Origin of the sequence: Halomonas sp. NO4, from assembly GCF_010994375.1 — a bacterium.
Lineage (GTDB): Bacteria > Pseudomonadota > Gammaproteobacteria > Pseudomonadales > Halomonadaceae > Halomonas.
Genome location: NZ_WHMA01000001.1, coordinates 124,712 through 145,464, shown reverse-complemented (window position 1 = coordinate 145,464; position 20,753 = coordinate 124,712). Strand labels below are relative to the sequence as shown.

The 20,753-nt window shown below is 67.2% G+C and carries 26 protein-coding genes; 4 read left to right on the top strand and 22 right to left on the bottom strand.

Annotation, left to right across the window (positions count from 1 at the left end; all coding sequences use genetic code 11):
- Positions 1-58 precede the first annotated feature (58 nt).
- The 4 genes from FEF15_RS00725 to metH form a co-directional block, all read right to left on the bottom strand.
- Positions 59-592 carry a DUF934 domain-containing protein gene (locus FEF15_RS00725; protein WP_163557172.1) on the bottom strand — a complete coding sequence of 178 codons (534 nt, stop codon included), beginning with the start codon at positions 590-592 and terminating at the stop codon, positions 59-61.
- A complete protein-coding gene (locus tag FEF15_RS00720) occupies positions 585-2,237 on the bottom strand; it encodes a nitrite/sulfite reductase (protein WP_163557171.1) in 1,653 nt (550 codons plus the stop codon). Before FEF15_RS00720 ends, FEF15_RS00725 begins: the two co-directional genes overlap by 8 nt.
- Before the next feature lie 140 nt (positions 2,238-2,377).
- Positions 2,378-3,742 (bottom strand): MATE family efflux transporter, encoded by a 1,365-nt coding sequence (locus FEF15_RS00715; RefSeq protein WP_163557170.1) that lies wholly within the window; start codon positions 3,740-3,742, stop codon positions 2,378-2,380.
- On the bottom strand, positions 3,739-7,464 hold the full coding sequence (gene metH, locus FEF15_RS00710; RefSeq protein WP_163557169.1) for a methionine synthase: 3,726 nt from the start codon (positions 7,462-7,464) through the stop codon (positions 3,739-3,741). Before metH ends, FEF15_RS00715 begins: the two co-directional genes overlap by 4 nt.
- 253 nt (positions 7,465-7,717) lie before the next feature.
- On the opposite strand from metH, the gene nfuA reads away from it, so the two are divergent.
- The gene (nfuA, locus tag FEF15_RS00705; RefSeq protein WP_163557168.1) at positions 7,718-8,308 is read left to right on the top strand and encodes a Fe-S biogenesis protein NfuA; all 591 of its coding nucleotides are present in this window, start codon (positions 7,718-7,720) and stop codon (positions 8,306-8,308) included.
- A gap of 56 nt (positions 8,309-8,364) precedes the next feature.
- Here the strand turns inward: nfuA and FEF15_RS00700 are convergent, their stop codons facing one another.
- The gene (locus FEF15_RS00700; RefSeq protein ID WP_163557167.1) at positions 8,365-9,405 is read right to left on the bottom strand and encodes a DNA-binding protein; all 1,041 of its coding nucleotides are present in this window, start codon (positions 9,403-9,405) and stop codon (positions 8,365-8,367) included.
- Between the two features lie 277 nt (positions 9,406-9,682).
- On the opposite strand from FEF15_RS00700, the gene FEF15_RS00695 reads away from it, so the two are divergent.
- Together FEF15_RS00695 and FEF15_RS00690 are read left to right on the top strand one after the other, a co-directional pair.
- Positions 9,683-10,783, top strand: a complete 1,101-nt coding sequence (locus tag FEF15_RS00695; RefSeq protein WP_163557319.1) for a site-specific integrase — start codon at positions 9,683-9,685, stop codon at positions 10,781-10,783.
- A 27-nt stretch (positions 10,784-10,810) separates the two neighbouring features.
- Positions 10,811-11,239: a SufE family protein gene (locus FEF15_RS00690; protein WP_163557166.1), complete on the top strand. Its 429-nt coding sequence runs from the start codon at positions 10,811-10,813 to the stop codon at positions 11,237-11,239.
- 27 nt (positions 11,240-11,266) lie between these two features.
- On the opposite strand, the gene yidD is transcribed toward FEF15_RS00690, so the two are convergent.
- The 6 genes from yidD to FEF15_RS00660 all read right to left on the bottom strand — a co-directional run bounded on the left by yidD (position 11,267) and on the right by FEF15_RS00660 (position 15,986).
- The gene (yidD, locus tag FEF15_RS00685; protein WP_163557318.1) at positions 11,267-11,527 is read right to left on the bottom strand and encodes a membrane protein insertion efficiency factor YidD; all 261 of its coding nucleotides are present in this window, start codon (positions 11,525-11,527) and stop codon (positions 11,267-11,269) included.
- A gap of 72 nt (positions 11,528-11,599) precedes the next feature.
- Positions 11,600-12,052, bottom strand: a complete 453-nt coding sequence (hisI, locus tag FEF15_RS00680; RefSeq protein WP_163557165.1) for a phosphoribosyl-AMP cyclohydrolase — start codon at positions 12,050-12,052, stop codon at positions 11,600-11,602.
- Between the two features lie 52 nt (positions 12,053-12,104).
- Positions 12,105-12,560 carry a transcriptional repressor gene (locus FEF15_RS00675; RefSeq protein WP_163557164.1) on the bottom strand — a complete coding sequence of 152 codons (456 nt, stop codon included), beginning with the start codon at positions 12,558-12,560 and terminating at the stop codon, positions 12,105-12,107.
- A 10-nt stretch (positions 12,561-12,570) separates the two neighbouring features.
- On the bottom strand, positions 12,571-13,593 hold the full coding sequence (locus FEF15_RS00670) for an alpha-L-glutamate ligase-like protein (RefSeq protein WP_163557163.1): 1,023 nt from the start codon (positions 13,591-13,593) through the stop codon (positions 12,571-12,573).
- A 5-nt stretch (positions 13,594-13,598) separates the two neighbouring features.
- Complete coding sequence (locus tag FEF15_RS00665) at positions 13,599-15,104, bottom strand: UUP1 family membrane protein (protein WP_163557162.1); 1,506 nt, start codon at positions 15,102-15,104, stop codon at positions 13,599-13,601.
- A 33-nt stretch (positions 15,105-15,137) separates the two neighbouring features.
- Positions 15,138-15,986 (bottom strand): ATP-dependent zinc protease, encoded by an 849-nt coding sequence (locus FEF15_RS00660; protein WP_163557161.1) that lies wholly within the window; start codon positions 15,984-15,986, stop codon positions 15,138-15,140.
- 321 nt (positions 15,987-16,307) lie between these two features.
- On the opposite strand from FEF15_RS00660, the gene FEF15_RS00655 reads away from it, so the two are divergent.
- Positions 16,308-16,622 (top strand): hypothetical protein, encoded by a 315-nt coding sequence (locus FEF15_RS00655; protein ID WP_163557160.1) that lies wholly within the window; start codon positions 16,308-16,310, stop codon positions 16,620-16,622.
- Here FEF15_RS00655 and FEF15_RS00650 read toward each other — a convergent pair.
- The 11 genes from FEF15_RS00650 to FEF15_RS00600 form a co-directional block, all read right to left on the bottom strand.
- On the bottom strand, positions 16,614-16,757 hold the full coding sequence (locus FEF15_RS00650) for a hypothetical protein (RefSeq protein WP_163557040.1): 144 nt from the start codon (positions 16,755-16,757) through the stop codon (positions 16,614-16,616). The genes FEF15_RS00655 and FEF15_RS00650 overlap by 9 nt on opposite strands.
- Complete coding sequence (locus tag FEF15_RS00645) at positions 16,747-16,899, bottom strand: hypothetical protein (protein ID WP_163557159.1); 153 nt, start codon at positions 16,897-16,899, stop codon at positions 16,747-16,749. The genes FEF15_RS00650 and FEF15_RS00645 overlap by 11 nt, the downstream gene beginning before the upstream one ends.
- A gap of 122 nt (positions 16,900-17,021) precedes the next feature.
- Positions 17,022-17,321, bottom strand: a complete 300-nt coding sequence (locus FEF15_RS00640; protein WP_163557158.1) for a hypothetical protein — start codon at positions 17,319-17,321, stop codon at positions 17,022-17,024.
- Positions 17,318-18,010 (bottom strand): hypothetical protein, encoded by a 693-nt coding sequence (locus tag FEF15_RS19210; protein ID WP_205598448.1) that lies wholly within the window; start codon positions 18,008-18,010, stop codon positions 17,318-17,320. Before FEF15_RS19210 ends, FEF15_RS00640 begins: the two co-directional genes overlap by 4 nt.
- Positions 18,007-18,300, bottom strand: a complete 294-nt coding sequence (locus FEF15_RS00630) for a hypothetical protein (protein ID WP_163557157.1) — start codon at positions 18,298-18,300, stop codon at positions 18,007-18,009. The genes FEF15_RS19210 and FEF15_RS00630 overlap by 4 nt, the downstream gene beginning before the upstream one ends.
- A 9-nt stretch (positions 18,301-18,309) precedes the next feature.
- Complete coding sequence (locus FEF15_RS00625) at positions 18,310-18,897, bottom strand: tail fiber protein (RefSeq protein ID WP_163557156.1); 588 nt, start codon at positions 18,895-18,897, stop codon at positions 18,310-18,312.
- Positions 18,897-19,424 (bottom strand): hypothetical protein, encoded by a 528-nt coding sequence (locus FEF15_RS00620; RefSeq protein ID WP_163557155.1) that lies wholly within the window; start codon positions 19,422-19,424, stop codon positions 18,897-18,899. The genes FEF15_RS00625 and FEF15_RS00620 overlap by 1 nt, the downstream gene beginning before the upstream one ends.
- A complete protein-coding gene (locus FEF15_RS00615; protein WP_163557154.1) occupies positions 19,421-19,888 on the bottom strand; it encodes a hypothetical protein in 468 nt (155 codons plus the stop codon). The genes FEF15_RS00620 and FEF15_RS00615 overlap by 4 nt, the downstream gene beginning before the upstream one ends.
- A complete protein-coding gene (locus tag FEF15_RS00610) occupies positions 19,878-20,219 on the bottom strand; it encodes a hypothetical protein (protein WP_163557153.1) in 342 nt (113 codons plus the stop codon). The genes FEF15_RS00615 and FEF15_RS00610 overlap by 11 nt, the downstream gene beginning before the upstream one ends.
- Entirely contained in the window at positions 20,207-20,419 is a 213-nt protein-coding gene (locus FEF15_RS00605; protein WP_163557152.1) for a hypothetical protein, read from the bottom strand. The genes FEF15_RS00610 and FEF15_RS00605 overlap by 13 nt, the downstream gene beginning before the upstream one ends.
- Positions 20,420-20,422: 3 nt before the next feature.
- On the bottom strand, positions 20,423-20,740 hold the full coding sequence (locus tag FEF15_RS00600; RefSeq protein ID WP_163557151.1) for a hypothetical protein: 318 nt from the start codon (positions 20,738-20,740) through the stop codon (positions 20,423-20,425).
- Positions 20,741-20,753 lie beyond the last annotated feature (13 nt).

Below are 20,753 nucleotides of genomic sequence, written 5' to 3'. Positions count from 1 at the left end.
TCGCGCCGATACTAAGACGCTGACCTAAGGGTCGGCGTCATTTGATAGAAGGCTGATCTCACGCGAAGGCAGGCTCGGCCTCGTGGATCGCCTCGCGCAGGCGATGGCGGAACAGCGGTTCGGGCTCGTCCACGGCCGGCTGGTAAGCGCGGCTGAAGGCGTTGAGGGCACGCAGGGCATCCTCCAGCCACTGGTCCTCGCGCAGCGAGAGGGCATCGAAACCACAGCGGGTCAGGAAGAACACCTGGTCCACCAGCACGTCGCCGATGGCGCGGATCTCACCCGGGTAGCCATAGCGCTCGCGCAGCAGCCGGGCCAGCGAATAGCCGCGACCGTCGGTGAACTTGGGGAAGTCGATGGCGATCAGCGGCGCGTCCTGCAGGGCATCGGCCAGCTCCGGCGTCAGTTCGGTGTCGCTGGCAAGCCAGGGCGCCAGGTCCTCGCTCGGCGCGGCTTCCCGCCACTGCTCGAGCGGCACGATGGCCGGCCCCTCGGGGAGCGCGGACTCGGGATCGCGAATCAGGGTCCAGCGATCCGCGTCGGGCACTCCCCGACGAATGAGGGGACGTGTGACGGTGGCTTGATCAGGCATAGACCCGCTCCTTGAAGGGTTTGAGACCGATACGGCGATAGGTGTCGAGGAAGGTCTCGCCGTCGTGGCGCTCGCCGACGTAGACCTGCAGCACCTTGTCGATGACGTCCGGGACACTGTCGCGGTAGAACGACGGCCCCAGGATCTTGCCCAGCGACGCCTCGTCGCCCTGGGCACCGCCCAACGAGATCTGGTAGAACTCTTCGCCCTTCTTGTCGACGCCGAGGATGCCGATGTGGCCGACATGGTGGTGACCGCAGGCGTTCATGCAGCCCGAGATGTTGAGCTCCAGCGGCCCCAGGTCGTAGAGGAAATCCAAGTCCTCGAAGCGCTCCTGGATCGCCTGGGCGACGGGGATCGACTTAGCGTTGGCTAGGGCGCAGTAGTCGCCGCCGGGGCAGCAGATCAGGTCGGCCAGGGTGCCCACCGTGGGATTGGCCAGACCCAGCGCCTCCAACTCGTGCCACAGCGCCTCGAGGCGGTCCATGGGCACGTCGGTGAGCACCAGGTTCTGCTCGTGGGTGACGCGCAGCTCGCCAAAGCTGTATTCGTCGGCCAGGTCGGCGATCTGGTGCATCTGCTCCCAGGTCACGTCGCCGGGGGAGTGGCCGCGGCGCTTGAGCGATAGGGTCACCGCCTTGTAGCCGGGGACCTTGTGGCCGTGCACGTTGTTGGTCATGAAACGCGCGAAGGCGCGGTTCTCGCCGCGCAGCCGCTCGATCTCGGCCTGGGCCGCGGCCGGCACCTCGCGGCGCTCGGGATCGATGAAGTGGGCCTGCATGGCCTCGACGGTTTCGCGGGTCAGGGTCTGGCTGCCCTCCTTGAGGTGGGCCCACTCGGCATCGACCCGGCGGCGGAACTCCTCGATGCCCAGAGCCTTCACCAGGATTTTGATGCGCGCCTTGAACTTGTTGTCACGGCGGCCGAACTGGTTATAGACGCGCACCAGGGCTTCCAGGTAGGTGAGCAGGTGCTGCCAGGGGAGGTCCTCGCGCACCACGTCGCCGATCATCGGCGTGCGGCCCAGCCCGCCACCGGCCAGCACCTTGACGCGTACCTCATCGTGTTCGTCGCGCCACAGGCGCAGGCCCACGTCGTGCACCTGGATCGCCGCGCGATCCTCGGCCGCGCCGGTGACGGCGATCTTGAACTTGCGCGGCAGGTAGGTGAACTCGGGGTGGAAGGTCGACCACTGGCGGATCAGCTCGCACCAGGGACGCGGATCGACCTCCTCGTCCTCGGCCACCCCGGAGAATTGGTCGGTGGTGGTGTTGCGGATGTCGTTGCCGCTGGTCTGGATGGAGTGCATCTGCACGCTGGCCAGCTCGCCCAGCATGTCGGGCACCGTCTCCAGCTTTGGCCAGTTGAGCTGCAGGTTGGTACGGGTGGTGAAATGGCCGTAGCCGCGGTCGTAGTCGCGGGCCAGATCGCCGAGCTTGCGCAGCTGATAGGAGGCCAGCATGCCGTAGGGAATGGCGATGCGCAGCATCGGGGCGTAGCGCTGGACATAGAGGCCATTCTGCACGCGCAGGGGCAGAAACTCCTCCTCGCTGAGCCGCCCGGCCAGATAACGGTTCATCTGGTCGCGAAACTGGGCGACGCGTTCGTTGACCAAGGTCTGGTCGTGGGTGTCATAGCGATACATTCGGCCGGTCCTGCTGCAGAGAGATTGGCGAATCGTCAGGGGGCACCATAACGCCCCGGCTTTATTCGATGAAAGAATAAATATTTATACTTTTTATTCAAAAAAGAATATATGGCGCTTCCATCCTGCCAGGCAGGCCGCTAGACCTCAAGCTGCTGCCAGCGGCGGCGTTGCCAGATCGCCGCAAACCACGCCGAGTTGAGACAGCGATAGCCGAGCTGCACCCACCAGATGCCGAGCAGCCCCTGCTCGAGCGCCACGCCCACCCACCAGGCCAGCGGCAGGAAGACCAGCCACTGCAGGGTCAGGGTGGTGGTCATCACGGTACGATTGGCCCCGGCACCGAGCAGCGCCTGGCCGAGCACCAGGGCGGCGGCATCGAGCACGATCATGGCGGCGGTGAGCTGCAGCGGCACGCGCCCGAGGGCGACCAGCGCAGGGTCGTGCAGGAACAACGCCAACACCGCGTCGGGGAAGAGCGCCATGGGTAGGGCCAGCGCCGCCAGGCAGAGCCAGGCCAGGCGCACCACGTCCCAGCCCCAGCGATGGGCATCGCCGTGGGCGCGCCGCCCCAGTGCCTGGCCCACCAGGCTCATGGCGGCCATGCCCAGCCCCACGCCGGGCAGGATCAGCAGCAGCGAGAGGTTCACCAGTACGTGACCCACGGCCACGCTGGCGGTGTCGATCTGCCCCAGTATCCAGAACAGCACGGCATAGCCGGCGGCAAACCACAGCTGCTGGAAGGAGTGTGGCGTGGCCAGGCGCAGGGTAGTGACAACGGTCAGTCGCCGTGGCAGGTCGCCGAGAAAACCGCGCCGCCGCGCATGGCGGGCGCTCACCCCGGCCCAGATGGCCAGTCCCGCGAAGAGCGACAGGGTGGTGCCGGCGCCGGCACCGGCCGTGCCCATGGCCGGCAGGCCCAGGTAGCCGAAGATCAGCACCAGGCTGGCGGCCACGTTGACGACGTGCATCACCAGCAGGATACGCAGGTAGATGGCTGTCTGCTGGATGCCGTTCCAGTAGCCGCGGAAACAGAAGATCATGGCCACCGCAGCGAGCGACACCACCCGCCAGCGAAAGTAGGCCACCGCCTCGGCATGCACGGCCGGCTCCTGGTTGAGCAGAGCCAGGAGGGCAGGTGCCTGCCACAGACAGAGCAGGGTGACCGGGGCGGCCAGCAGCGCCGCGATGATCAGCCCGGCATTGAGCGGCACCGCCAGGCGGGGCCAGTCCTCCTCGCCGTGGCGTCGGGCTGTCTGGGCCTGCACTCCAGAAGAGAGGCCGAAGACCAGGGCGGTCACTAGGAACATGGCGTAACCGCCGATGCCCACCCCGGCCAGCGGCACCTCGCCGAGGGCACCCACCAAGGCCGCATCGATCAGGTTGATCAGGCTCTGCGACAGCATGCCGGCCACGATCGGCAGGGCCAGGCGCAGGATGCGCTGGCGTCGGTGCGGATCGAGTCGCAGGCGATCCAGCCGCTCGTCCCGGCCCAGCGAGGTCATGCCGGGTCGTAGGAGAGTACCGGCGAGAGCCAGCGTTCGAGCTCCACCAGCGTCATGCCCTTGCGTTCGGCCAGCGCCTCCACCTGGTCACGGGTGATCTTGCCGGTGGCGAAGTACTTGGACTGGGGATGCGAGAAGTACCAACCGGATACCGCCGCCGCCGGCCACATGGCGAAGTTCTCGGTGAGTTCGATCCCCGCGTTGGCGGGTGCGTCGAGCAGGTGGAACAGCCGCGTCTTCTCGGTGTGGTCGGGGCAGGCCGGGTAGCCCGGGGCGGGGCGGATGCCCTGGTACTTCTCGGCGATCAGCGCCTCGTTGTCGAGTCCCTCCTCGGGCACGTAGCCCCAGAACTCCTTGCGCACCCGTTCGTGCAGGCGCTCGGCAAAGGCCTCGGCAAGGCGGTCGGTGAGGGCCTGGACTAGGATGGCGTTGTAGTCGTCGCCGGCGGCCTTGTACTGCTCGGCGAGTTGTTCGACGCCATGGCCGGTGGTTACCGCGAAGCCGCCGATCCAGTCGAGCTTGCCGGTCGGCTTCCCGTCCGCGTCGTAACGGGGCGCCACGAAATCGGCCAGGCTGTAACAGACGCCGTCGCGGTTCTTGGTGGTCTGCTGGCGGATGTGGTGCAGTCGCTCGATTACCTGGGTGCGCGACTCGTCGGAATACACCTCGATGACGTCGTCATCGACGCTGTTAGCGGGCCACAGGCCGATCACGCCGCGGGGGTGCACCAGCCGCTCGTCGACCAGCCGACGCAGCATGGCCTGGGCATCGGCATAGAGACTGCGTGCCGCTTCGCCGACCTTGGGATCGTCGAGAATCTTGGGAAACTTGCCGGAGAGCTCCCAGCTCATGAAGAAGGGCGTCCAGTCGATGCGCTCGACGAGCTCCTCGAGGTCGTAGCCGTCGAATACCTTGAGGCCGGTGAGACGCGGGCGTGGCGGTGTGTAGCTGGCCCAGTCGATGGCCAGCTTGCGGCGTCGCGCCTCGGCATAGCTGAGATCGGCGGCCTTGGGGCGGCGCTTGGCGTTGCGCGCACGGACCTGATCGTACTCCTCGCGAATCTGCGCCACGTACTCCGCCTTGTGGCCCGGCGAGAGCAGCTTGCCGGCCACCCCGACGGCGCGCGAAGCGTCCGCCACGTAGATCACCGGCTGGTCGTAGCCGGGCTCGACCTTCACCGCGGTATGCGCCTTGGAGGTGGTGGCCCCGCCGATCAGCAGCGGGAGGGTAAAGCCCTGGCGCTGCATCTCCTTGGCCACATGGACCATTTCATCGAGCGACGGGGTAATGAGCCCCGAGAGGCCGATGATGTCGGCATTCACCTCGCGGGCGGTCTGCAGGATCTTTTCCGCCGGCACCATGACGCCGAGGTCGATTACCTCGTAGTTATTGCACTGCAGGACCACGCCGACGATGTTCTTGCCGATGTCGTGGACGTCCCCCTTCACCGTGGCCATGACGATCTTGCCCTTGGCCCGGGTATCCTCGTTCCTGGCCTTTTCCGCTTCGATGTAGGGAATCAGGTAGGCCACCGCCTGCTTCATGACCCGGGCCGACTTGACCACCTGGGGCAGGAACATCTTGCCCGCGCCGAACAGGTCACCCACCACGTTCATGCCGTTCATCAGCGGCCCCTCGATCACTTCGATGGGCTGCTGCGCCCGCTGACGGGCCAGCTCGGTGTCCTCTTCGATGTAGGCGGTGATGCCCTTTACCAGAGCGTGCTCGATGCGTTTCTCCACCTCCCAGCTGCGCCACTCCAGGTCTTCCTTGCGGGCGCCGCCCGAACCGTCTCCCTTGTACTTCTCGGCCAGGTCGACCAGGCGTTCGGTGCTGTCGCTGCGGCGATTGAGCACCACGTCCTCGACCGCCTCGCGGAGTTCGCCCGGCAAGTCGTCATAGACGGCCAGCTGGCCGGCATTGACGATGCCCATGGTGAGCCCGGCGCGGATGGCATAGTAGAGGAACACCGAGTGGATCGCCTCGCGCACGGTGTTGTTGCCGCGAAAGGAGAAGGAGACGTTGGAGACGCCGCCCGAGACCAGGGCATGGGGCAGGTGCTCGCGGATCCAGCGGGTCGCTTCGATGAAATCCACCGCGTAGTTGTCGTGTTCCTCGATACCGGTGGCGATGGCGAAGATGTTGGGGTCGAAGATGATGTCTTCGGGCGGGAAGTCGAGCTCGTCGACCAGCAGCCGGTAGGCGCGCTGACAGATCTCGGTCTTGCGCGCGAAAGTATCCGCCTGGCCCTTCTCGTCGAAGGCCATCACCACGATGGCGGCACCGTGACGGCGGCAGACGGTGGCCTGCTCGCGGAAGGCCGCCTCGCCCTCCTTGAGCGAGATGGAGTTGACCACCGCCTTGCCCTGCACACACTTGAGGCCCGCCTCGATGATCTCCCACTTGGAGGAGTCGATCATGATCGGGACCTTGGCGATATCGGGCTCGCCGGCGATCAGGTTGAGGAAGCGCACCATCGCCTCCTGCGACTCCAGCATGCCCTCGTCCATGTTGACGTCTATCATCTGGGCGCCGTTCTCCACCTGCTCGAGGGCCACCTCCAGCGCCGTGGTGTAGTCCTCCTCGACGATCAGGCGCTTGAAGCGTGCCGAGCCGGTGACGTTGGTGCGCTCGCCGACGTTGACGAACAGCGACTCGGCGCCGATGTTGAAGGGCTCAAGCCCCGACAGGCGACAGGTCCGGGGGATCTCCGGCACCGGGCGGGGCGCTACGCCCTGAATGGCCCGGTGGATGGCGGCGATGTGCTCGGGCGTGGAGCCGCAGCAGCCGCCGATGATGTTGACCAGCCCGCTTTCGGCGAACTCGGCGACGATGGCCGCCATCTCCTCGGGCGTCTGGTCGTACTCGCCGAACTCGTTGGGCAGCCCAGCGTTGGGGTGAGCGGAGACGAAGGTATCCGCCTTGGTGGCCAGCTCCTCGACGTAGGGACGCAGTTCCTCGGCGCCCAGCGCGCAGTTCAGGCCGATGGAGAGCGGCCGGGCATGACGCAGCGAGTTCCAGAACGCCTCGGTGGTCTGGCCGGAGAGCGTGCGCCCGGAGGCGTCGGTGATGGTGCCGGAGATCATCACCGGCAGCCGCTCGCCGCGCGCCTCGAAGAGCACCTCCAGGGCGTAGATCGCCGCCTTGGCGTTGAGGGTGTCGAAGATGGTCTCGATCAGGATCAGGTCCGAGCCGCCCTCGATCAGCGCCTCGGCCGCCTCGTAATAGTTGTCGCGCAGTTCGTCGAAGGTGACGTTGCGCTTGGCCGGATCGTTGACGTCGGGGGAGAGCGAGGCGGTGCGCGAGGTCGGCCCCAGCACCCCGGCCACGTAGCGCGGCACCCGGGTTTCCTCGGCCACGGCGTCGCACACCGCGCGGGCCAGTCGCGCCGCCTCGCGGTTGAGCTCGGGGACGAGCGCCTCCATGTTGTAATCGGCCTGGGAGAGGCGGGTGCTGTTGAAGGTGTTGGTCTCGACGATGTCGGCCCCTGCCTCGAGATACTCGCGGTGGATACGCGTCACCAGGTCGGGACAGGTCAGTGCCAGCAGGTCGTTGTTGCCCTTGAGGTCGGTGGCCCAGTCGGCGAAGCGCTCGCCGCGGAACTCCGCTTCGGAGAGCCCGGCATTCTGCAGCATGGTGCCCATGCCTCCGTCGAGCATCAGGATGCGCTCGGCGAGGCGTTCGGTGAGAGAGGCGGTCAGGGCAGTGGGAACGGCAGCCATGGGTCGGGTCGGTCTCCAGCGAAGTCACGTCGAGATTGGCAGGTCGCCGCTGCGCTTTGGGGCGTCTTGTGAGCATGGGCGGCGCCGCGATATTAGAGGCGCCATGGTAGCAAAAGCGCCGCAGCGAGGGCAGGGCAGCGGCCAAAAACCGACCAAAACAGTCGGGATTGTGTCGCCCGCGGCTTTTGCTTACCATGGCGTCAGACCAATGACGGCTGCCTGAGCGACCGGCAGCCAGGCTAGCGAGAATACCATGAGCGAGATCATCCAGATTACCGACAGCGCCCAGGACTACCTCGCCGAACTGCTCGCCAAGCAGAACGTCGAGGGTATCGCCGTGCGCATCTTCATCACCCAGCCGGGGACGCCCTACGCGGAGACCTGCCTGGCTTACTGCCGGCCCGGCGAGGAAGAGCCGACCGACGAGCGCCTCGACCTCAAGAAGCTTGCCGTCTACGTCGACAAGCACAGCATTCCCTTCCTCGAGGAGGCCGTGGTCGACTTCAACGCCGACCGTATGGGCGGCCAGCTCACCATCAAGGCGCCCAACGCCAAGATGCCCAAGGTCAACGCCGACAGCCCCTTGGAGGATCGCGTCAACTACGTGCTCTACAGCGAGATCAATCCCGGTCTGGCCGCCCACGGCGGCGAGATCAAACTGATCGAGCTGACCGAGGATCAGATTGCCGTGCTCGCCTTCGGCGGCGGCTGCCAGGGCTGTGCCGCGGTCGACCTCACCCTCAAGCAGGGCGTGGAGCGTACCTTGATGGAGCGCATCCCCGAGCTTTCCGGCATTCGCGACGTGACCGACCACACGGACACGACCAACGCCTACTACCGCTGAGTCGCCGGCGAGGCGAGGGCCGTCACCTCGCCGCGATGTCTCGGTAAGCACCTCCCTCAGCGCTTCTCCGCTGCCGAAGATCCGGCCTCGTCCGGGTCTTCGCTGTTGTCGTGCGGGCCCGCCTCGGGCCTTGCCGGCGCCGGCTCCTGCCATAGCCAGCGATTGAACTGCGACTCGAGCTCGCGCAAACGGCGCGCCTGCTCATCGAGCAGGCGGCGCTGTTCGTCGATGCGTGCCTGCAGCAGGGCCTTTTCATGCTGGCGTGCCTGCGCCAGCTCCTCGGCCCGGTGGCAGGCCCAGTTGGCCTCGCGGTGGCGCTGCTCCTCCTCGGCCAAGGCGCCGCGAGTCGCCTTCACCTCTTCCTGCAGCGCCGCCAGGCGCGTCTCCAGCTGACGCTCACGGGCGACGCGCGCCTTCTCCACGGCCTGCCGCTCCTGGCGCGCCTCGTCGAGTAGCGCCATCAGCCGCGCTTCGGCGCTCTCGTGGCGCTGCTCCTCCTGGCTCAACCGCTCGCGCAACTGCGTCTCACGCTGCGCCTGGGCCTCCTGCTGGGAGGCCAGGCGCCGCTCGTGCTCGGTTTGCTGCTTTTCCAACTGGCGAGTCAGGCGTTGCACCCGTTCGCCAAGCTGTTCCGCCTCGCTCCGGCGCTGGTCACGCTCGGCCTCGGCCGTGGCCAGGGCGGCGCTGCGCGCCTCCAGCCGCTGCTGTGTCTCGCCGAGGTGCGCGGCCAGGGCGGCCTCGCGCTGAGCGGCATCCTCGGCTTGGCGCTCGGCATCCTGTGTCGCTTCGTGGGCCGCCTCCACGCGACGATCGGCGGCGTCGCGGTACTGCGCCAGGGCGTCGCCGGCCGCCTCCTGAGCCTGGGTCCACAGCCGCTCGGCAAGCGATGCCACCGCCTCCGGCATGGCGTGCGTCGGCGGTGCGTCACGACTGGCATCACGCCGCGCCCGCCACTCGCGCAGATGCTCGTTGATGGTGGTGAAGCTGCCGGTCCCCAGTATCTCGCGCACCTTCTGCACGCTGGGCGTTTCTCCCTGGTCAAGCAGTGTCTCCACCGCCCGCTGCACATCTTCGTATTGCACACCGCTGCGTGCCATGACGTTCTCCTTGCTGATCTTCACCGGGTCTGGCCGGCGCGAGCTTACCCGATGCGTCGGGTGCTTCGATACCATTCAGCATATTACATATAACGTAATATACACTACGTTAAAGACAATAAAGTCAAGATTACGCGGCTTATCTTGCTTTTATTGCTGATACGGCGGTAGAGTTGTCCCGGTCACGCCGAAGGAGCCCTGTTTCGTGTCGCAGCCGCCCCCGGGCAACCCGCCGCTCGACAACCGTCAGGCACCCGACCTTGCGCCGGTTGCCGCCATGCCCGCAGCCGGCGAGGTGCGTATCGCGGCGAATGGCGATGCCGAGGCCGTCGCCCACTGGCTCGCCGAGTACCGCGCAAGTCCCCGCACCCAGCGCGCCTATCGCCGCGAGGCGGAGCGGCTGCTGCTGTGGCTCGGCGAGCAGGGCAGGGGGCTAGGCTCGCTGCGCCGCGAGGATCTCGACGCCTTCGAGGCTTTTCTTGCCGACCCACAGCCGCGGGCACGCTGGACGGGGCCGGCACGGCCGCGCACGAGTCCCGAGTGGCGCCCCTTCCGCGGGCCGCTGTCGGCGGCCAGCCGGCGCCAGAGCCTGGTGATTCTGCAAGGCCTGTTCGCCTGGCTGGTGGAAGCGGGCTGGGTCAGCCACAACCCCTTTCGCCTGATGCGCGACAAGCGTCGGCGCCTCGACAATCGGCAGGGCCGGGTGGAGCGCTACCTGGAACGGTCGCTGTGGGAGTGGCTATGGGCCTGGCTAAACCGGCCGCTGTCTCAGCGCGCGACACCGCGCCAGCGCTTCGAGCGGGAACGGCAACGACTGGTGTTCGGCTTCGCCTATCTGCTCGCCCCGCGGATCAGCGAGATGAGTGCGGCACGGATGCACGACTTCCACCGTCGGGAAGGACGCTGGTGGTGGCGGGTGGTCGGCAAGGGGGACAAGGTAGCGGCGATTCCCGTGCCGCCGGACATGCTGCCACTGCTCGAAGCCTGGCGGGCCCAGTTGGGGCTGGCGCCGCTCCCCGAACCGGGAGAGGCCACGCCGCTGCTGCGTGCCCTGAACGGTACGCGCCCGCTGGGCGACAACCGCCTCTACCGGCTGGTTCGCGAGACGTTTCAGGAGGCCGCCGAGGCGCTGGAGGACGAACGGGGCAGGGCGGTGGCGCCCCAGGTGGCACGCCTGCGCCAGGCCACGCCCCACTGGCTACGCCACACGGCGCTGACCCACCAGGCCCAGGCCGGCGTGGAGCTGCGCTTCCTGGCCGCCACCGCCCGTCATGCGCGCCTGGACACCACGACCCGCTACCTGCATGCCGAAGATGAGGAGTGGCACCAGCAGCAGGCAGCCCACGGCCTCGTCGCCAGGGGTGACGACGCGTTATAATGATCCCAACCCTTTCAAGGAGTCGCCATGAGTGCCGAGACCACTGCCGAACAGGCCCAGCAGGCGCTGCAGGAAGAGTTCGAGATGTTCGACAACTGGATGGACCGCTACCAGTACATCATCGACATGGGCAGGCAGCTGCCGGCCTTCCCGGACGAGTGGAAGACCGCCGAGCACAAGATCGAGGGCTGCCAGTCGAACGTCTGGATGCACCATCGCCGCGACGGCGAGCAGCTTCACTTCCAGGCCATCTCGGATGCCGCCATCGTGTCGGGGCTGATCGCCGTGCTGATGCGTATCTACAATGACCGCCCGGCGGCGGAGATTCGTGACACCAGTCCGCACTTCCTGCAGGACCTGGGGCTCGACAAGCATCTTTCACCGACGCGCAGCAACGGCCTGCACAGCATGCTTGCACGCATCTACGAGGTGGCCGAAGCGGAGACGGCCGCTTGAGAGGCGCCGCTTCAACGCAGCCGGAACTCAGCGCGGGCGAAAGTCCTCATCGAGCTCCGGATCGGCCCGGCACAGCGCCTCGCTGGGGCCGCCGGGAACCGGGTCGATGCCGCCTTCGCAGCCGGGGTGGCAACGCAGGATACGCCGCGCCGCCAGCCATCCGCCCTGGAGCGTGCCGTGCACGCGAAGCGCTTCCAGGGTGTAGTGCGAGCAGCTCGGCCAGTAGCGACAGCGCGGACCGAGCAGCGGGCTCAGGGTGACCTGATAGAGCTTCACCAGGCCGATCATCACCAACCCCAGGCCATTGGATAGAGCACGGCCGAGGCGGGTGAGCCAGGCGGCCACCAGGCAGGGCACGGCTCAGCGCCCCTCCGGGGACGTGCCGTAAAGCGCTTCGGGGTCGATCAGCGGTTCACTGGTCACCCGCGCCGTCTCGCCCTCCAGGGCCAGGTAGAAGCAGCTGAGCCGCCCGGTGTGACAGGCCGGCCCGGTCTGGTCGACCTGCAGCAGCAGGGTGTCGCCGTCGCAGTCGAGGTGCGCCGACCGGAGGTGCTGCTGCTGGCCCGAGGACTCCCCCTTGCGCCACAGCTTGCCGCGCGACCGCGACCAGTAGCAGACACGCCCGGTGCGCAACGTCTCCTCCAGCGCCTCGCGGTTCATCCACGCCATCATCAGCACCTCGCCGCTGTCGTGCTGCTGGGCAATGGCAGGAATCAGGCCATCGGCATTGAAGCTCACGGCCTCGAGCACTCGGGTGAGGGGTTCGCGCACGTCGCCGGTGGCGCGCTCGAGTTGCTTGAAGAGATCGGCCATGGGCACTCCGGAATCAGAATAGAGAAGCAGAAGCAGAAAGAGAAAAGGGTTCTCAGGCGTTGGCCGCGGCCGTCTGCAAGCAGGCCTCGCAGCGTCCCAGCAGCTCGATGGTCTGGCGCTCGACACGAAACCCCAGGTCGCGCGCTCGGCTGTCGAGCTGGGTATTGACGTCGTCGAGGTGCAGCTCCTCCACACGGCCGCAGTCGCGGCAGATGAGCAGCTGGAAGCCGTGCGCATGTTCCGGGCAGGGGCAGGCCACGAAGGCGTTGAGGGACTCGATGCGATGCACCAGCCCCTGGTCGATCAGGAAGTCAAGGGCGCGATAGATGGTCGGCGGGCGCGCTGCCGCATGCTCCGCAGCCAGGCGATCGAGAAGCTCGTAGGCCTTCAATCCGCCGCTGGTATCGGCAATCATCTCGAGCACACGACGGCGAATCGGCGTGAAGCGCACCCCGTGGCGCTGGCACTGTCGCTCCGCCTGCTGGAGCAGACTGCTGGAATTGGTCATGGCGGGTCCGCTACGCTGAAAACCGCTCTCCATTGTACGCGCCGGCCGCTACACCGGCCAGCGGCACCCCTTCAGCGGGCGGCGGCAGCTCGCCCTGCCGGGCGAATTGGCGCTGGGCGAAGTCGACGCGTGCCGACACCTCGGCGCCATGCGCTTCACGCTCAACGAGATCGAGGCGCCGGCGCAGGCCTTCGCCGTTGGCCATCTGAATGGCCAGGCCGGGACGCGCATTGAGCTCGAGCAGCATCGGGCCACGGTCGCGGTCGAGCACCATGTCGGTGCCCAGGTAGCCAAGCCCGGTCACCTCGTAGCAACTGGCGGCCAACAGCAGCAGGGTGCGCCACTCGGGAATGACCAGGCTCGCCAGCTCATGGCCGGTGTCGGGGTGCGCCTGGCGCGTCCGGTCGAACTGCACGCCGCGCAGCGCCCGCCCGGTGGCGATGTCGAGCCCCACGCCGACGGCCCCCTGGTGGAGGTTGGCCTTGCCGTCCGAGGCGGCCGTGGAAAGGCGCATCATGGCCATCACGGGATAGCCGCGAAACACCACGACCCGAATGTCGGGCACGCCCTCGTAGGTATAGGCGGAGAAGCGCTCGTCGAAGTTGATCAGCGCCTCGACCACGGCCACGTCCGGCGTGCCACCCAGCGAATAGAGTCCGGAGAGGATGTTGGAGACGTGGCGCTCGAGGTCCGCGAGGGTTAGTGCCACCCCGCTGGGCTTGATGTAGCGGTCGCCTTCCACGCGCTCGACCACCAGGATGCCCTTGCCCCCGCTGCCCTTGGCGGGCTTGATGACGAAGCCAGCGACGTCGGTGATCATCTCGCGAATGTGCTTGACCCCGAACTGGGTGGTGACGGTGCCGATCAGGGCAGGCGTGGTGATGCCGTGGCGCTCGGCCAGCAGCTTGGTCTTGAGCTTGTCATCCACCAGCGGGTAGAGCCGTCGATCGTTGTAGCGCCCGATATAACGGATGTTGCGACGGTTCATGCCGACGATGCCGCGGGTGCGCAGTTGCTTGGGCCAGGCCCACATAAAGATCAATCCTCGGTAACGGGCTTGAAGCGGCGCAGCTCAAGCAAGCGGTAGCCGGTGTAGTTGCCGAGCAACAGGATCAGCGCCATGAGTATCAGCTGTACGCCCAGAAAATTGAAGGTGATGTGGCGAATCCAGGGGTTGTTCATGGCCAGGTAGGCGAGCACCGCGGTCAGCAGGCTGCCGCCTCCCTGGATCAGCACCTCCTTGGCCCCTTCCTCTTCCCACAGGATGGACATCCGCTCGATGGTCCAGGCGAGGATGATCATGGGGAAGAAGGTGATGGTCAAACCGGCGTTGAGTCCCATGCGGTAGGAGAGCACCGAGAACAGCGAGATGATGGCGATGACGGTGATGATCACCGCCGAGACTCTCGCTACCAACAGCAGATTGAGGTAGGAGAGGTAGTTGCGAATCACCAGTCCCACCGCGACGACCAGCAGGAAGCCCACGATACCGGTCAGCAGGGAGGTCTGGATGAACGCCAGGGCGATCAGCACGGGCATGAAGGTCCCTGAGGTCTTGATCCCCACCAGCACGCGCAGTAGCACGACCACCAGGGCGCCGATGGGAATCAGCAGGATTGTCTGGAACAGCGCCTGCTCTTCCAGCGGCAGGCTGTGGATCGAGAAGTTGAGCAGGGTGTCCTCCACCAGCTGGCTGCGCACGGCCGCGGCTGCCGGCTGGCTCCGCGAGATCATCGCGAAGTCGATGCGCGAACTGGTGCCGCCTTCGACCTCGAGCACCGACTCCCCGGCGGATTCCCAGAGCAGCAGGTTGTCAGGCTGCCCCTGGGTGCCGGAACGCGGGTCGAAAAGCGTCCAGTCGCTGCCGTCGAAGACCTGGATCCAGGGGGTGAGGCTCTGCCGCCGGCGGCCATCCTCGAGTCGCAGTCCGCTGACCGCCCGGGCCGTCACGCCCGCCTGATGGAGCAGCCGCACCAGCAGCGGCGTGCGATCGAACTGCGTGAGCAACAGGCGCGCGTTCTCGCCTTCGCGCTCCTCGGTGAAGTCGCGAATCAGCTGCCGGGCAAAGGTGTAGGCGTCCGCACTGCGCGCCCAGGCGCGCTCGATGACCTGGCTGGCGGCGGTGTCGTAGGGCGGCTCCCAGACGATGTCCTCGCGCAGCGGCGGTGCTTCCACGCCCCCGTTCCGCGCATCTGGCGCCACCAGGGCCTGGACGCTGTAGAAGAGCTGCTGATTGCCTTGCGCTTCGCGCGTTGCCCACTCGGCGCGTCGGCCACCGTTCTCCTCCAGGAACGACAGCCCGTAGCCGGGCGAGGCCGTGTGCTCGGTCAGGATGCGAAACCCGCGCTGGCTGGAGGGGAGGGCAAGATTGACCTTGACTGGCCCCCCTTCGGCCGTGAAAGTGACCTGCGCCTGAATCTCCCAGATCTGGCGCTGCTCGCCGGGTGTCCAGGGCACCTCGAACTGGAGGTGGCGGTGAATGGACAGGGCGATGCCCGCAACCAGCAGCAGGGCGACGATCAGGTAGAAGGGGAGTCGTGACATGTATCTTCCTTGAGCGGGGCGCCGCCCCGGTCATCAGGCATCGTCGTCGGGCTGGGCCGCATCGCTGGCTTCAGTGCCTTCGGCGGCGGCCCCGGCGGAGCCGTCAGCATACTCGGGACGTTCGTGCAGGTACTGCTCAGCCACGTCGACCACGGCAATGTCCATGAGGAAGCGGCGTCCGAGAAGGATCGGATAGTCCAGGCTGGTACGATCCGTGAGGGTAAACTCGACCGTTTCGCGAATCGGCCCCAGCGTCATCAGCAGGCTGATCACGGGGCGTGACTCCTCGCCGACGGTCTGGATGACGCGCACCCGGCGCTCCACGGGGGCCTCGATCCACTGGTCGCGCACGCTGTCGACGACGCTGTCGCTATCGACCAGGCCGAGCTTGAAGCGGACCCAGTCCTCGCCGTCGCGCTCGAACTCGGTGATGTCGATGGCGGAAATCGATGAGGTGTTGGCGCCCGAGTCTATGCGTGCCCTGAGATAGGTCCCGACCTCGGGCAGGCCGATCCACTCGCTGCGCCCCAGCACCTCCTTGTTATCGAACTGGGCGATCTCGTTGCGACAAGCCGCAGCGTCAGCGTCGCGGGGTGAGCTCTCGTCATCGCGACTGGCCAGATCCCCGCGCAAGTCACGCAGCAGGCCACCCAGTTCGCGCACGTCTGCCATTAGCGCCTGCTGCTCGCGCTGCTGTTCCTGTAGCGCCAGTTGGCCAACGTCGCAGCGGTTCGACAGCGTCGTCTCCAGTCGATCGATTCGGGACTGGAACGCCTGGCGGGTCAGCGGTGGCTCGGCGGGGTCACGCTCGGGAACCAGGTTACAGCCGGTCAGCAGCACGGCCAGGGAGAATAGGGCAGAGGATCGCAGGAAGTGGCACATGCAGGGGCTTCGAAAAAAAATGATGGGTGATGATACGGAGTCGCCGCGCCGCTTGTCCAACGCGACAATCCCGTACCGAACGCGCGGAAGACGTGGTCCCAATGAGTATAGCGGGTGCTCCGTTAGCCACACCTCTAATTTAACATAATATACATTATGCGCACTCGATTGGGTGCGATTTTCCTGATCCCTTCCCGCTTGATCCTTCCCCTTTTTTCCTAAGTCATCTGCACCAGATTTCTCGGCCTGATTGCCTTGCATCGCCGCTCGCCGATGGACGCGGCGGCACTTGATAAAAATCGAACGGCTGGAGCGATTGCGATGCAAAACTTTCACGAATGGATTTTGCTGGATACCGCCCACGGCGCGGTGGCGGTGACCGTCGGCGAGGCGGTGCGCCTGCTCGGCGTGCACGAGAAAACCGCCCAGCGCTGGGCACGCGGCACGCAGCGGCCCTCGCCGGAACGCGCCGCGCTGCTGGCGATCCTGTCGGGTCAGGTGGTGCCGTGGCGCGGCTGGGCGGGCTGGCAGGTGCGCACACGACACGGGCCGGCGCCCACGCGCCGGCCCTTCACGGTCTTAGTGGCCCCCGATGGCCGGGAGCTGCGCCCCGACTATCCGGCGCCGTCAGAATAGCCGCCCCTGGCTGCCGCGCTGGGCGCGGCGGCCCTTGGCCTTGCCCTTGACGGACACGATGCGCCCGCCCTTGCGGAACTTGTAGCCCTTCTTGAGCCGCCCGCATTGATTCAGTGCCTCGCGCTTAGTGGCCACGGCGTTGCTCCCTCTCCAGTTCTCGGGCGAGTTCCAGGCGGGTGACGCGGGCATTGGTGCGCATCAGGGCCAGGCCCATCAGCAGCAAGCCCAGGTTTCCCCCGGCCTGGATCGCCTCGATGATGATTCCGCCATCCGCCATGGCTCAGAACGCGCCCAGGATTTCGGCGATCATTTCGGGCGGAATGAAGGTTCCCGAGAACCAGGCCAGCACGCCCACGATGCCGTATGACGCGGCCTTTTTCTGTTTGTCGGTCAATTTCATCACAGGCTCCCCATGCTGCCGCTGTTCCAGCCGGTCTGTTGGTTGATGCGCTCGGCCACGGCGGCGATCTCGTCGGCCTCGCGGCGCCCGTAGGGCTCGATGCCGCCGCCCAGCGAGAAGTCCCAATCGCGGAAGTCCCAGGTGCCCAGGTTCCAGTCGAGCCAGGCGCCGGCGGCGCCCAGGGCGTCGGGCTGGACGGGGCGCAGGATGGCGGGGCGCTCGCCGGTGGTCAGCCGATAGAGCAGGTAGCCGCCGAGGCCGAGCAGGGCGACGGTGCCCAGGTCGAGGTTGATTTTCATGCCATGCGTACCCCTTTCATGATGGTGGCCGAGCTGTACGGCTGTTCGCCGTTCTCAAACTCGATGATTGCCCGCACAAGCTCGGGGCGGCGGGCCATCACGTCGATCTCGTCCCACACGCCGACGCCCAGGGCGTGGGCGACGTGCTCGGCGTAGGCGTTGGTCGGGTTCTCGTGGCTGGGCGCCCAGCGGTTGATGATGCCCATGACGTTGGTGATGCCGTGGGTGTTGGTGTAGGTGTCGAGGACGCGGGCGAGTGCGCGAATGCCGTACTCCGGCGCGGTGAAGCGCATGAAGCGGCCATCTGAGGGCGGGTCATCGAGTCCCTGCCAGCGGGTGCCGGTGTACTCGATGTTGCCGGGGTTGTTGTTGCGGATGCCGCGGGGCTGTGCCATGTCAAAAATGCTCCAGTCGAGGGTGTCACTGATGCCGGGTATGGTGTGGTCGGTGTCGTCCTCGGCGCCCAGCCAGTCGTCGAGCCAGCCCAGGTTGAGGCGTCCGTCGCTCAGCTCGTGGCTTTGGCGGTTCGTCCACCAGTCGCCGAGCAGCGGCACGCCGCCGCTGTCGTCAAAGGCGCCCTGCGTGGGCTGGTACGGCACGCCCGAGGTGCCGAAGGCGCGTGGCTGGCGGCCCAGCAGGTACCAAGCACCCCCGGCCAGCAGGGCAAGCCCCAGGACGGCGCGAATCATGCGGGCTCTTCCCCGGTCGGCTCGGCGGCGGCGGCTTCCAGCGCGGCCAGATGGTCGGCGTGCTGCTGGTCGGCGTCGGCAAAGGCGGCGTCGATCTGGGCGCCCAGCTCTGCGGGAATGTCGGTCACGCGCCCGGTGAACGGCTCGCGCTCGATCCAGCGGGCGCCATTGTGTTCGCCCACGAAGGCGACGCCCTCGGCGGCGAGCGCGGCGGTATCGACGGTGTAGTGCGTGCCCAGGGCGACGAATACCAGCCCCTCGGCGGTGATAATCTGGCGTGCAGGTGTCATATCGGCCCCTTATGTCTTGATGGCGTAGAGCATGGCGACGTTACGCGGGCGGGTTTCGCTGCCGCCGCTGTTGCCCACGCTGACGCTGTGCGAGTGGTTACCGTTGCCGTTGATGCTCAGGCTGTGCCAGTGGTTGCCGGCAGCTCCTGTTGTTTTCGCTGCATTGTCACCGCCAGCCCATGAGCCGTTATTCAGGTTTCCATCATTGGCGTTTTGTCCGGTATACGAATGGCTATGACTGCCGGTGCTGTTGGTGCTGCCGCTGTGCCCATGGCTGCCGGTGCTGTTGGTACTCGCGCTGTGGCTGTGACTTTTGTTGTCATCGCCTTGGCTGCTGCCCAGCCCGCGCCCGCTGTCGACCCCTCGGCCATCGTCCAGGCCGCGCACGAACTCGCCGCGCAAGTCGGGCAAGTTGAAGGTGGTCGCGCCGTCGCCGGCGCCGTGGGTTTCGCCGATGGCAGCGAATAGGCGCGGGTAGTCGGCGCGGGCCACCTCGGCGCCGTTGCACTTGAGCCAGCCGCGCGGCGGCGCGGCCATGGCAAAGGTTTGTACGGCGCCCGGCTCGGCGCCTGCGGCGGCGGCGGTCAGGCGGGCCATTAGACGACCTCCGCGACATGCAGCACGTCGCCGGCATCGCCGCCCACCTCGACGGCGCCGGTCACGTCAAGCTCGAAGGTGTCGCCGGGCTGGATCGGTAGCCCGGCGATGGTCACGGCCTGGCCGTTGTTAATGCTCGCGCGCATGACCAGTTGCCGGCGGTCGGGGTTGGCCGGGATCGTCTCGCCCCCGGCAATGTCGCCCACGGCTTGAATCGTGGCGGCGGCGTCGAGCGCCACGCTGCCGGTGGTGCGGTTTGACTCGAACTCGCCGGTGCCGGCGATCAGCCTGACTCGCAAGGTCACGCCCGAGTCATTGCGAATGCGCAGGGTGTCGAAGGGGCGCACGCGGGCGCCCTCGCCCCCCTGCACCTCGAAACTGTCGCCCCGGCTCGTCTCGACGGTGACGCGCCCGCCGCTGGCGTCGGTGACGCGGAAATATTCGCCCACCGCCTGCACGAGCTGCTGCGCGCCGGGCTCGATGTTGAGGACGTAATCGCGCAGCGCGCCTCGGTTGCTGTCGCTCATGCCTTGATGCCTCCCTTGCTCGCCCAGGCGATGCCCACCAGGGTCACGCCAGCCACGGCGGCGACCCACATGACGGTGCGGGTGGCCTCGGCGGCGTTGCCGGTCTGGGCGCGTTCGGTGTAGTTGGCCACGAAGTCCATGGCGCGCTGCGATCCTTCCTCGCCGGCCTGCGCCACCTCGCGGGCGAGGTTGATGGCGTCGCCGCTGACGTTCTCCATGCTGTCGAGGCTGTCGCGGTTGATCGACACGGTGGCGTCCAGGGTGCGGCGGGTCTGCTCTTCGCCGGCCTCGGTCACGTCCTGCACGCCCGCGCCCAGCACGTCGGCGATATGCTCCAGGGCCAGCGCGTCGGCGCGCTCGATGGTGACGCGGTTGTTGTTGCCGTGGACGTTGCCTTCGCCCTGCTGGCTGACGTTGGTGGTGTTGTACGTCCGGCGCGTGCTGCTTCTGCTGCTACCGCCCATGTGCGTAAACCCTCTCGATCTCGGTGAAGCCCAGGCGGGCGAGCAGGCGGCCCAGCGCGGGGCGGCGGGTGTGGAACCTGACCGACCAGCCCTGACGCTCGGCATGCTCGACGATGGCGGCGACCTTGCCGGGGGCGTCCTCGCCGGCCCCGCCGACAATCACCAGCTCGGGGCGCTCGGGGCGCGGTTCCAGGCGCAGCACGATGCGGCTGCCGTCGTCGTAGCGCACCAGGCGCGACGCGCCGGCCTCGATCTCGGCGGCGACCGTCTCGGCGTCGTCGCCGAGTGCCGGGGCGAGGATCGCCGCATCGCTGGGGGTCAGTTGCGCCATACCCACAGCGCCCCCAGGGCCACCGCGCCGATCACTGCCAGCTCGACCCAGCCCAGGCCGTTATCCTTGCGTACGCGGCTGCCCCTGGCGTAGTAGTCGCCCACGGACATACCGCCCATGCCCGACACGTCGCCGGTGTCGGCGGCGCTCGACGGCCCCGCCGCGCCCCCGGTGACGTTGGGCATCGCTGGCATCGCCATGCGTCACCCCCTCGCGATCAAAAACAGGCCCGCCAGCAGGGCGCCGCCGACCATCAGGTGCGCCGGGGTGAGGCCGGCGCCGCCGGTCAGGCCGGTGCCGGCCTGCTGCGGCGCCTGGCTGCCGCTGGGGTAAGTGGCGGTGTCGCGGGTGGCGGTCTGGCTGGCCGCCTGGCTTTCCTTCATGCCCTTGACCTTCTCGACCGTCACCCAGGCGCCCAGGGCGTCGCCGAACAGGCCGCGCCCCGCTTGGGTCAGGTCGCTGATGCCGCCCCAGGAGTAGCCGGTCGACACCTCGTCGTTGATGTTGTCAATCCAGCTCATGGGCTGGCCCTCC

Bases quoted from the DNA above. Each gene is read 5' to 3' on its own strand.
- FEF15_RS00725 (WP_163557172.1), bottom strand. From the start codon at position 592: ATGCCTGATCAAGCCACCGTCACACGTCCCCTCATTCGTCGGGGAGTG.
- FEF15_RS00720 (WP_163557171.1), bottom strand. From the start codon at position 2,237: ATGTATCGCTATGACACCCACGACCAGACCTTGGTCAACGAACGCGTC.
- FEF15_RS00715 (WP_163557170.1), bottom strand. From the start codon at position 3,742: ATGACCTCGCTGGGCCGGGACGAGCGGCTGGATCGCCTGCGACTCGAT.
- metH (WP_163557169.1), bottom strand. From the start codon at position 7,464: ATGGCTGCCGTTCCCACTGCCCTGACCGCCTCTCTCACCGAACGCCTC.
- nfuA (WP_163557168.1), top strand. From the start codon at position 7,718: ATGAGCGAGATCATCCAGATTACCGACAGCGCCCAGGACTACCTCGCC.
- FEF15_RS00700 (WP_163557167.1), bottom strand. From the start codon at position 9,405: ATGGCACGCAGCGGTGTGCAATACGAAGATGTGCAGCGGGCGGTGGAG.
- FEF15_RS00695 (WP_163557319.1), top strand. From the start codon at position 9,683: ATGCCCGCAGCCGGCGAGGTGCGTATCGCGGCGAATGGCGATGCCGAG.
- FEF15_RS00690 (WP_163557166.1), top strand. From the start codon at position 10,811: ATGAGTGCCGAGACCACTGCCGAACAGGCCCAGCAGGCGCTGCAGGAA.
- yidD (WP_163557318.1), bottom strand. From the start codon at position 11,527: ATGATCGGCCTGGTGAAGCTCTATCAGGTCACCCTGAGCCCGCTGCTC.
- hisI (WP_163557165.1), bottom strand. From the start codon at position 12,052: ATGGCCGATCTCTTCAAGCAACTCGAGCGCGCCACCGGCGACGTGCGC.
- FEF15_RS00675 (WP_163557164.1), bottom strand. From the start codon at position 12,560: ATGACCAATTCCAGCAGTCTGCTCCAGCAGGCGGAGCGACAGTGCCAG.
- FEF15_RS00670 (WP_163557163.1), bottom strand. From the start codon at position 13,593: ATGTGGGCCTGGCCCAAGCAACTGCGCACCCGCGGCATCGTCGGCATG.
- FEF15_RS00665 (WP_163557162.1), bottom strand. From the start codon at position 15,104: ATGTCACGACTCCCCTTCTACCTGATCGTCGCCCTGCTGCTGGTTGCG.
- FEF15_RS00660 (WP_163557161.1), bottom strand. From the start codon at position 15,986: ATGTGCCACTTCCTGCGATCCTCTGCCCTATTCTCCCTGGCCGTGCTG.
- FEF15_RS00655 (WP_163557160.1), top strand. From the start codon at position 16,308: ATGCAAAACTTTCACGAATGGATTTTGCTGGATACCGCCCACGGCGCG.
- FEF15_RS00645 (WP_163557159.1), bottom strand. From the start codon at position 16,899: ATGGCGGATGGCGGAATCATCATCGAGGCGATCCAGGCCGGGGGAAAC.
- FEF15_RS00640 (WP_163557158.1), bottom strand. From the start codon at position 17,321: ATGAAAATCAACCTCGACCTGGGCACCGTCGCCCTGCTCGGCCTCGGC.
- FEF15_RS19210 (WP_205598448.1), bottom strand. From the start codon at position 18,010: ATGATTCGCGCCGTCCTGGGGCTTGCCCTGCTGGCCGGGGGTGCTTGG.
- FEF15_RS00630 (WP_163557157.1), bottom strand. From the start codon at position 18,300: ATGACACCTGCACGCCAGATTATCACCGCCGAGGGGCTGGTATTCGTC.
- FEF15_RS00625 (WP_163557156.1), bottom strand. From the start codon at position 18,897: ATGGCCCGCCTGACCGCCGCCGCCGCAGGCGCCGAGCCGGGCGCCGTA.
- FEF15_RS00620 (WP_163557155.1), bottom strand. From the start codon at position 19,424: ATGAGCGACAGCAACCGAGGCGCGCTGCGCGATTACGTCCTCAACATC.
- FEF15_RS00615 (WP_163557154.1), bottom strand. From the start codon at position 19,888: ATGGGCGGTAGCAGCAGAAGCAGCACGCGCCGGACGTACAACACCACC.
- FEF15_RS00610 (WP_163557153.1), bottom strand. From the start codon at position 20,219: ATGGCGCAACTGACCCCCAGCGATGCGGCGATCCTCGCCCCGGCACTC.
- FEF15_RS00605 (WP_163557152.1), bottom strand. From the start codon at position 20,419: ATGGCGATGCCAGCGATGCCCAACGTCACCGGGGGCGCGGCGGGGCCG.
- FEF15_RS00600 (WP_163557151.1), bottom strand. From the start codon at position 20,740: ATGAGCTGGATTGACAACATCAACGACGAGGTGTCGACCGGCTACTCC.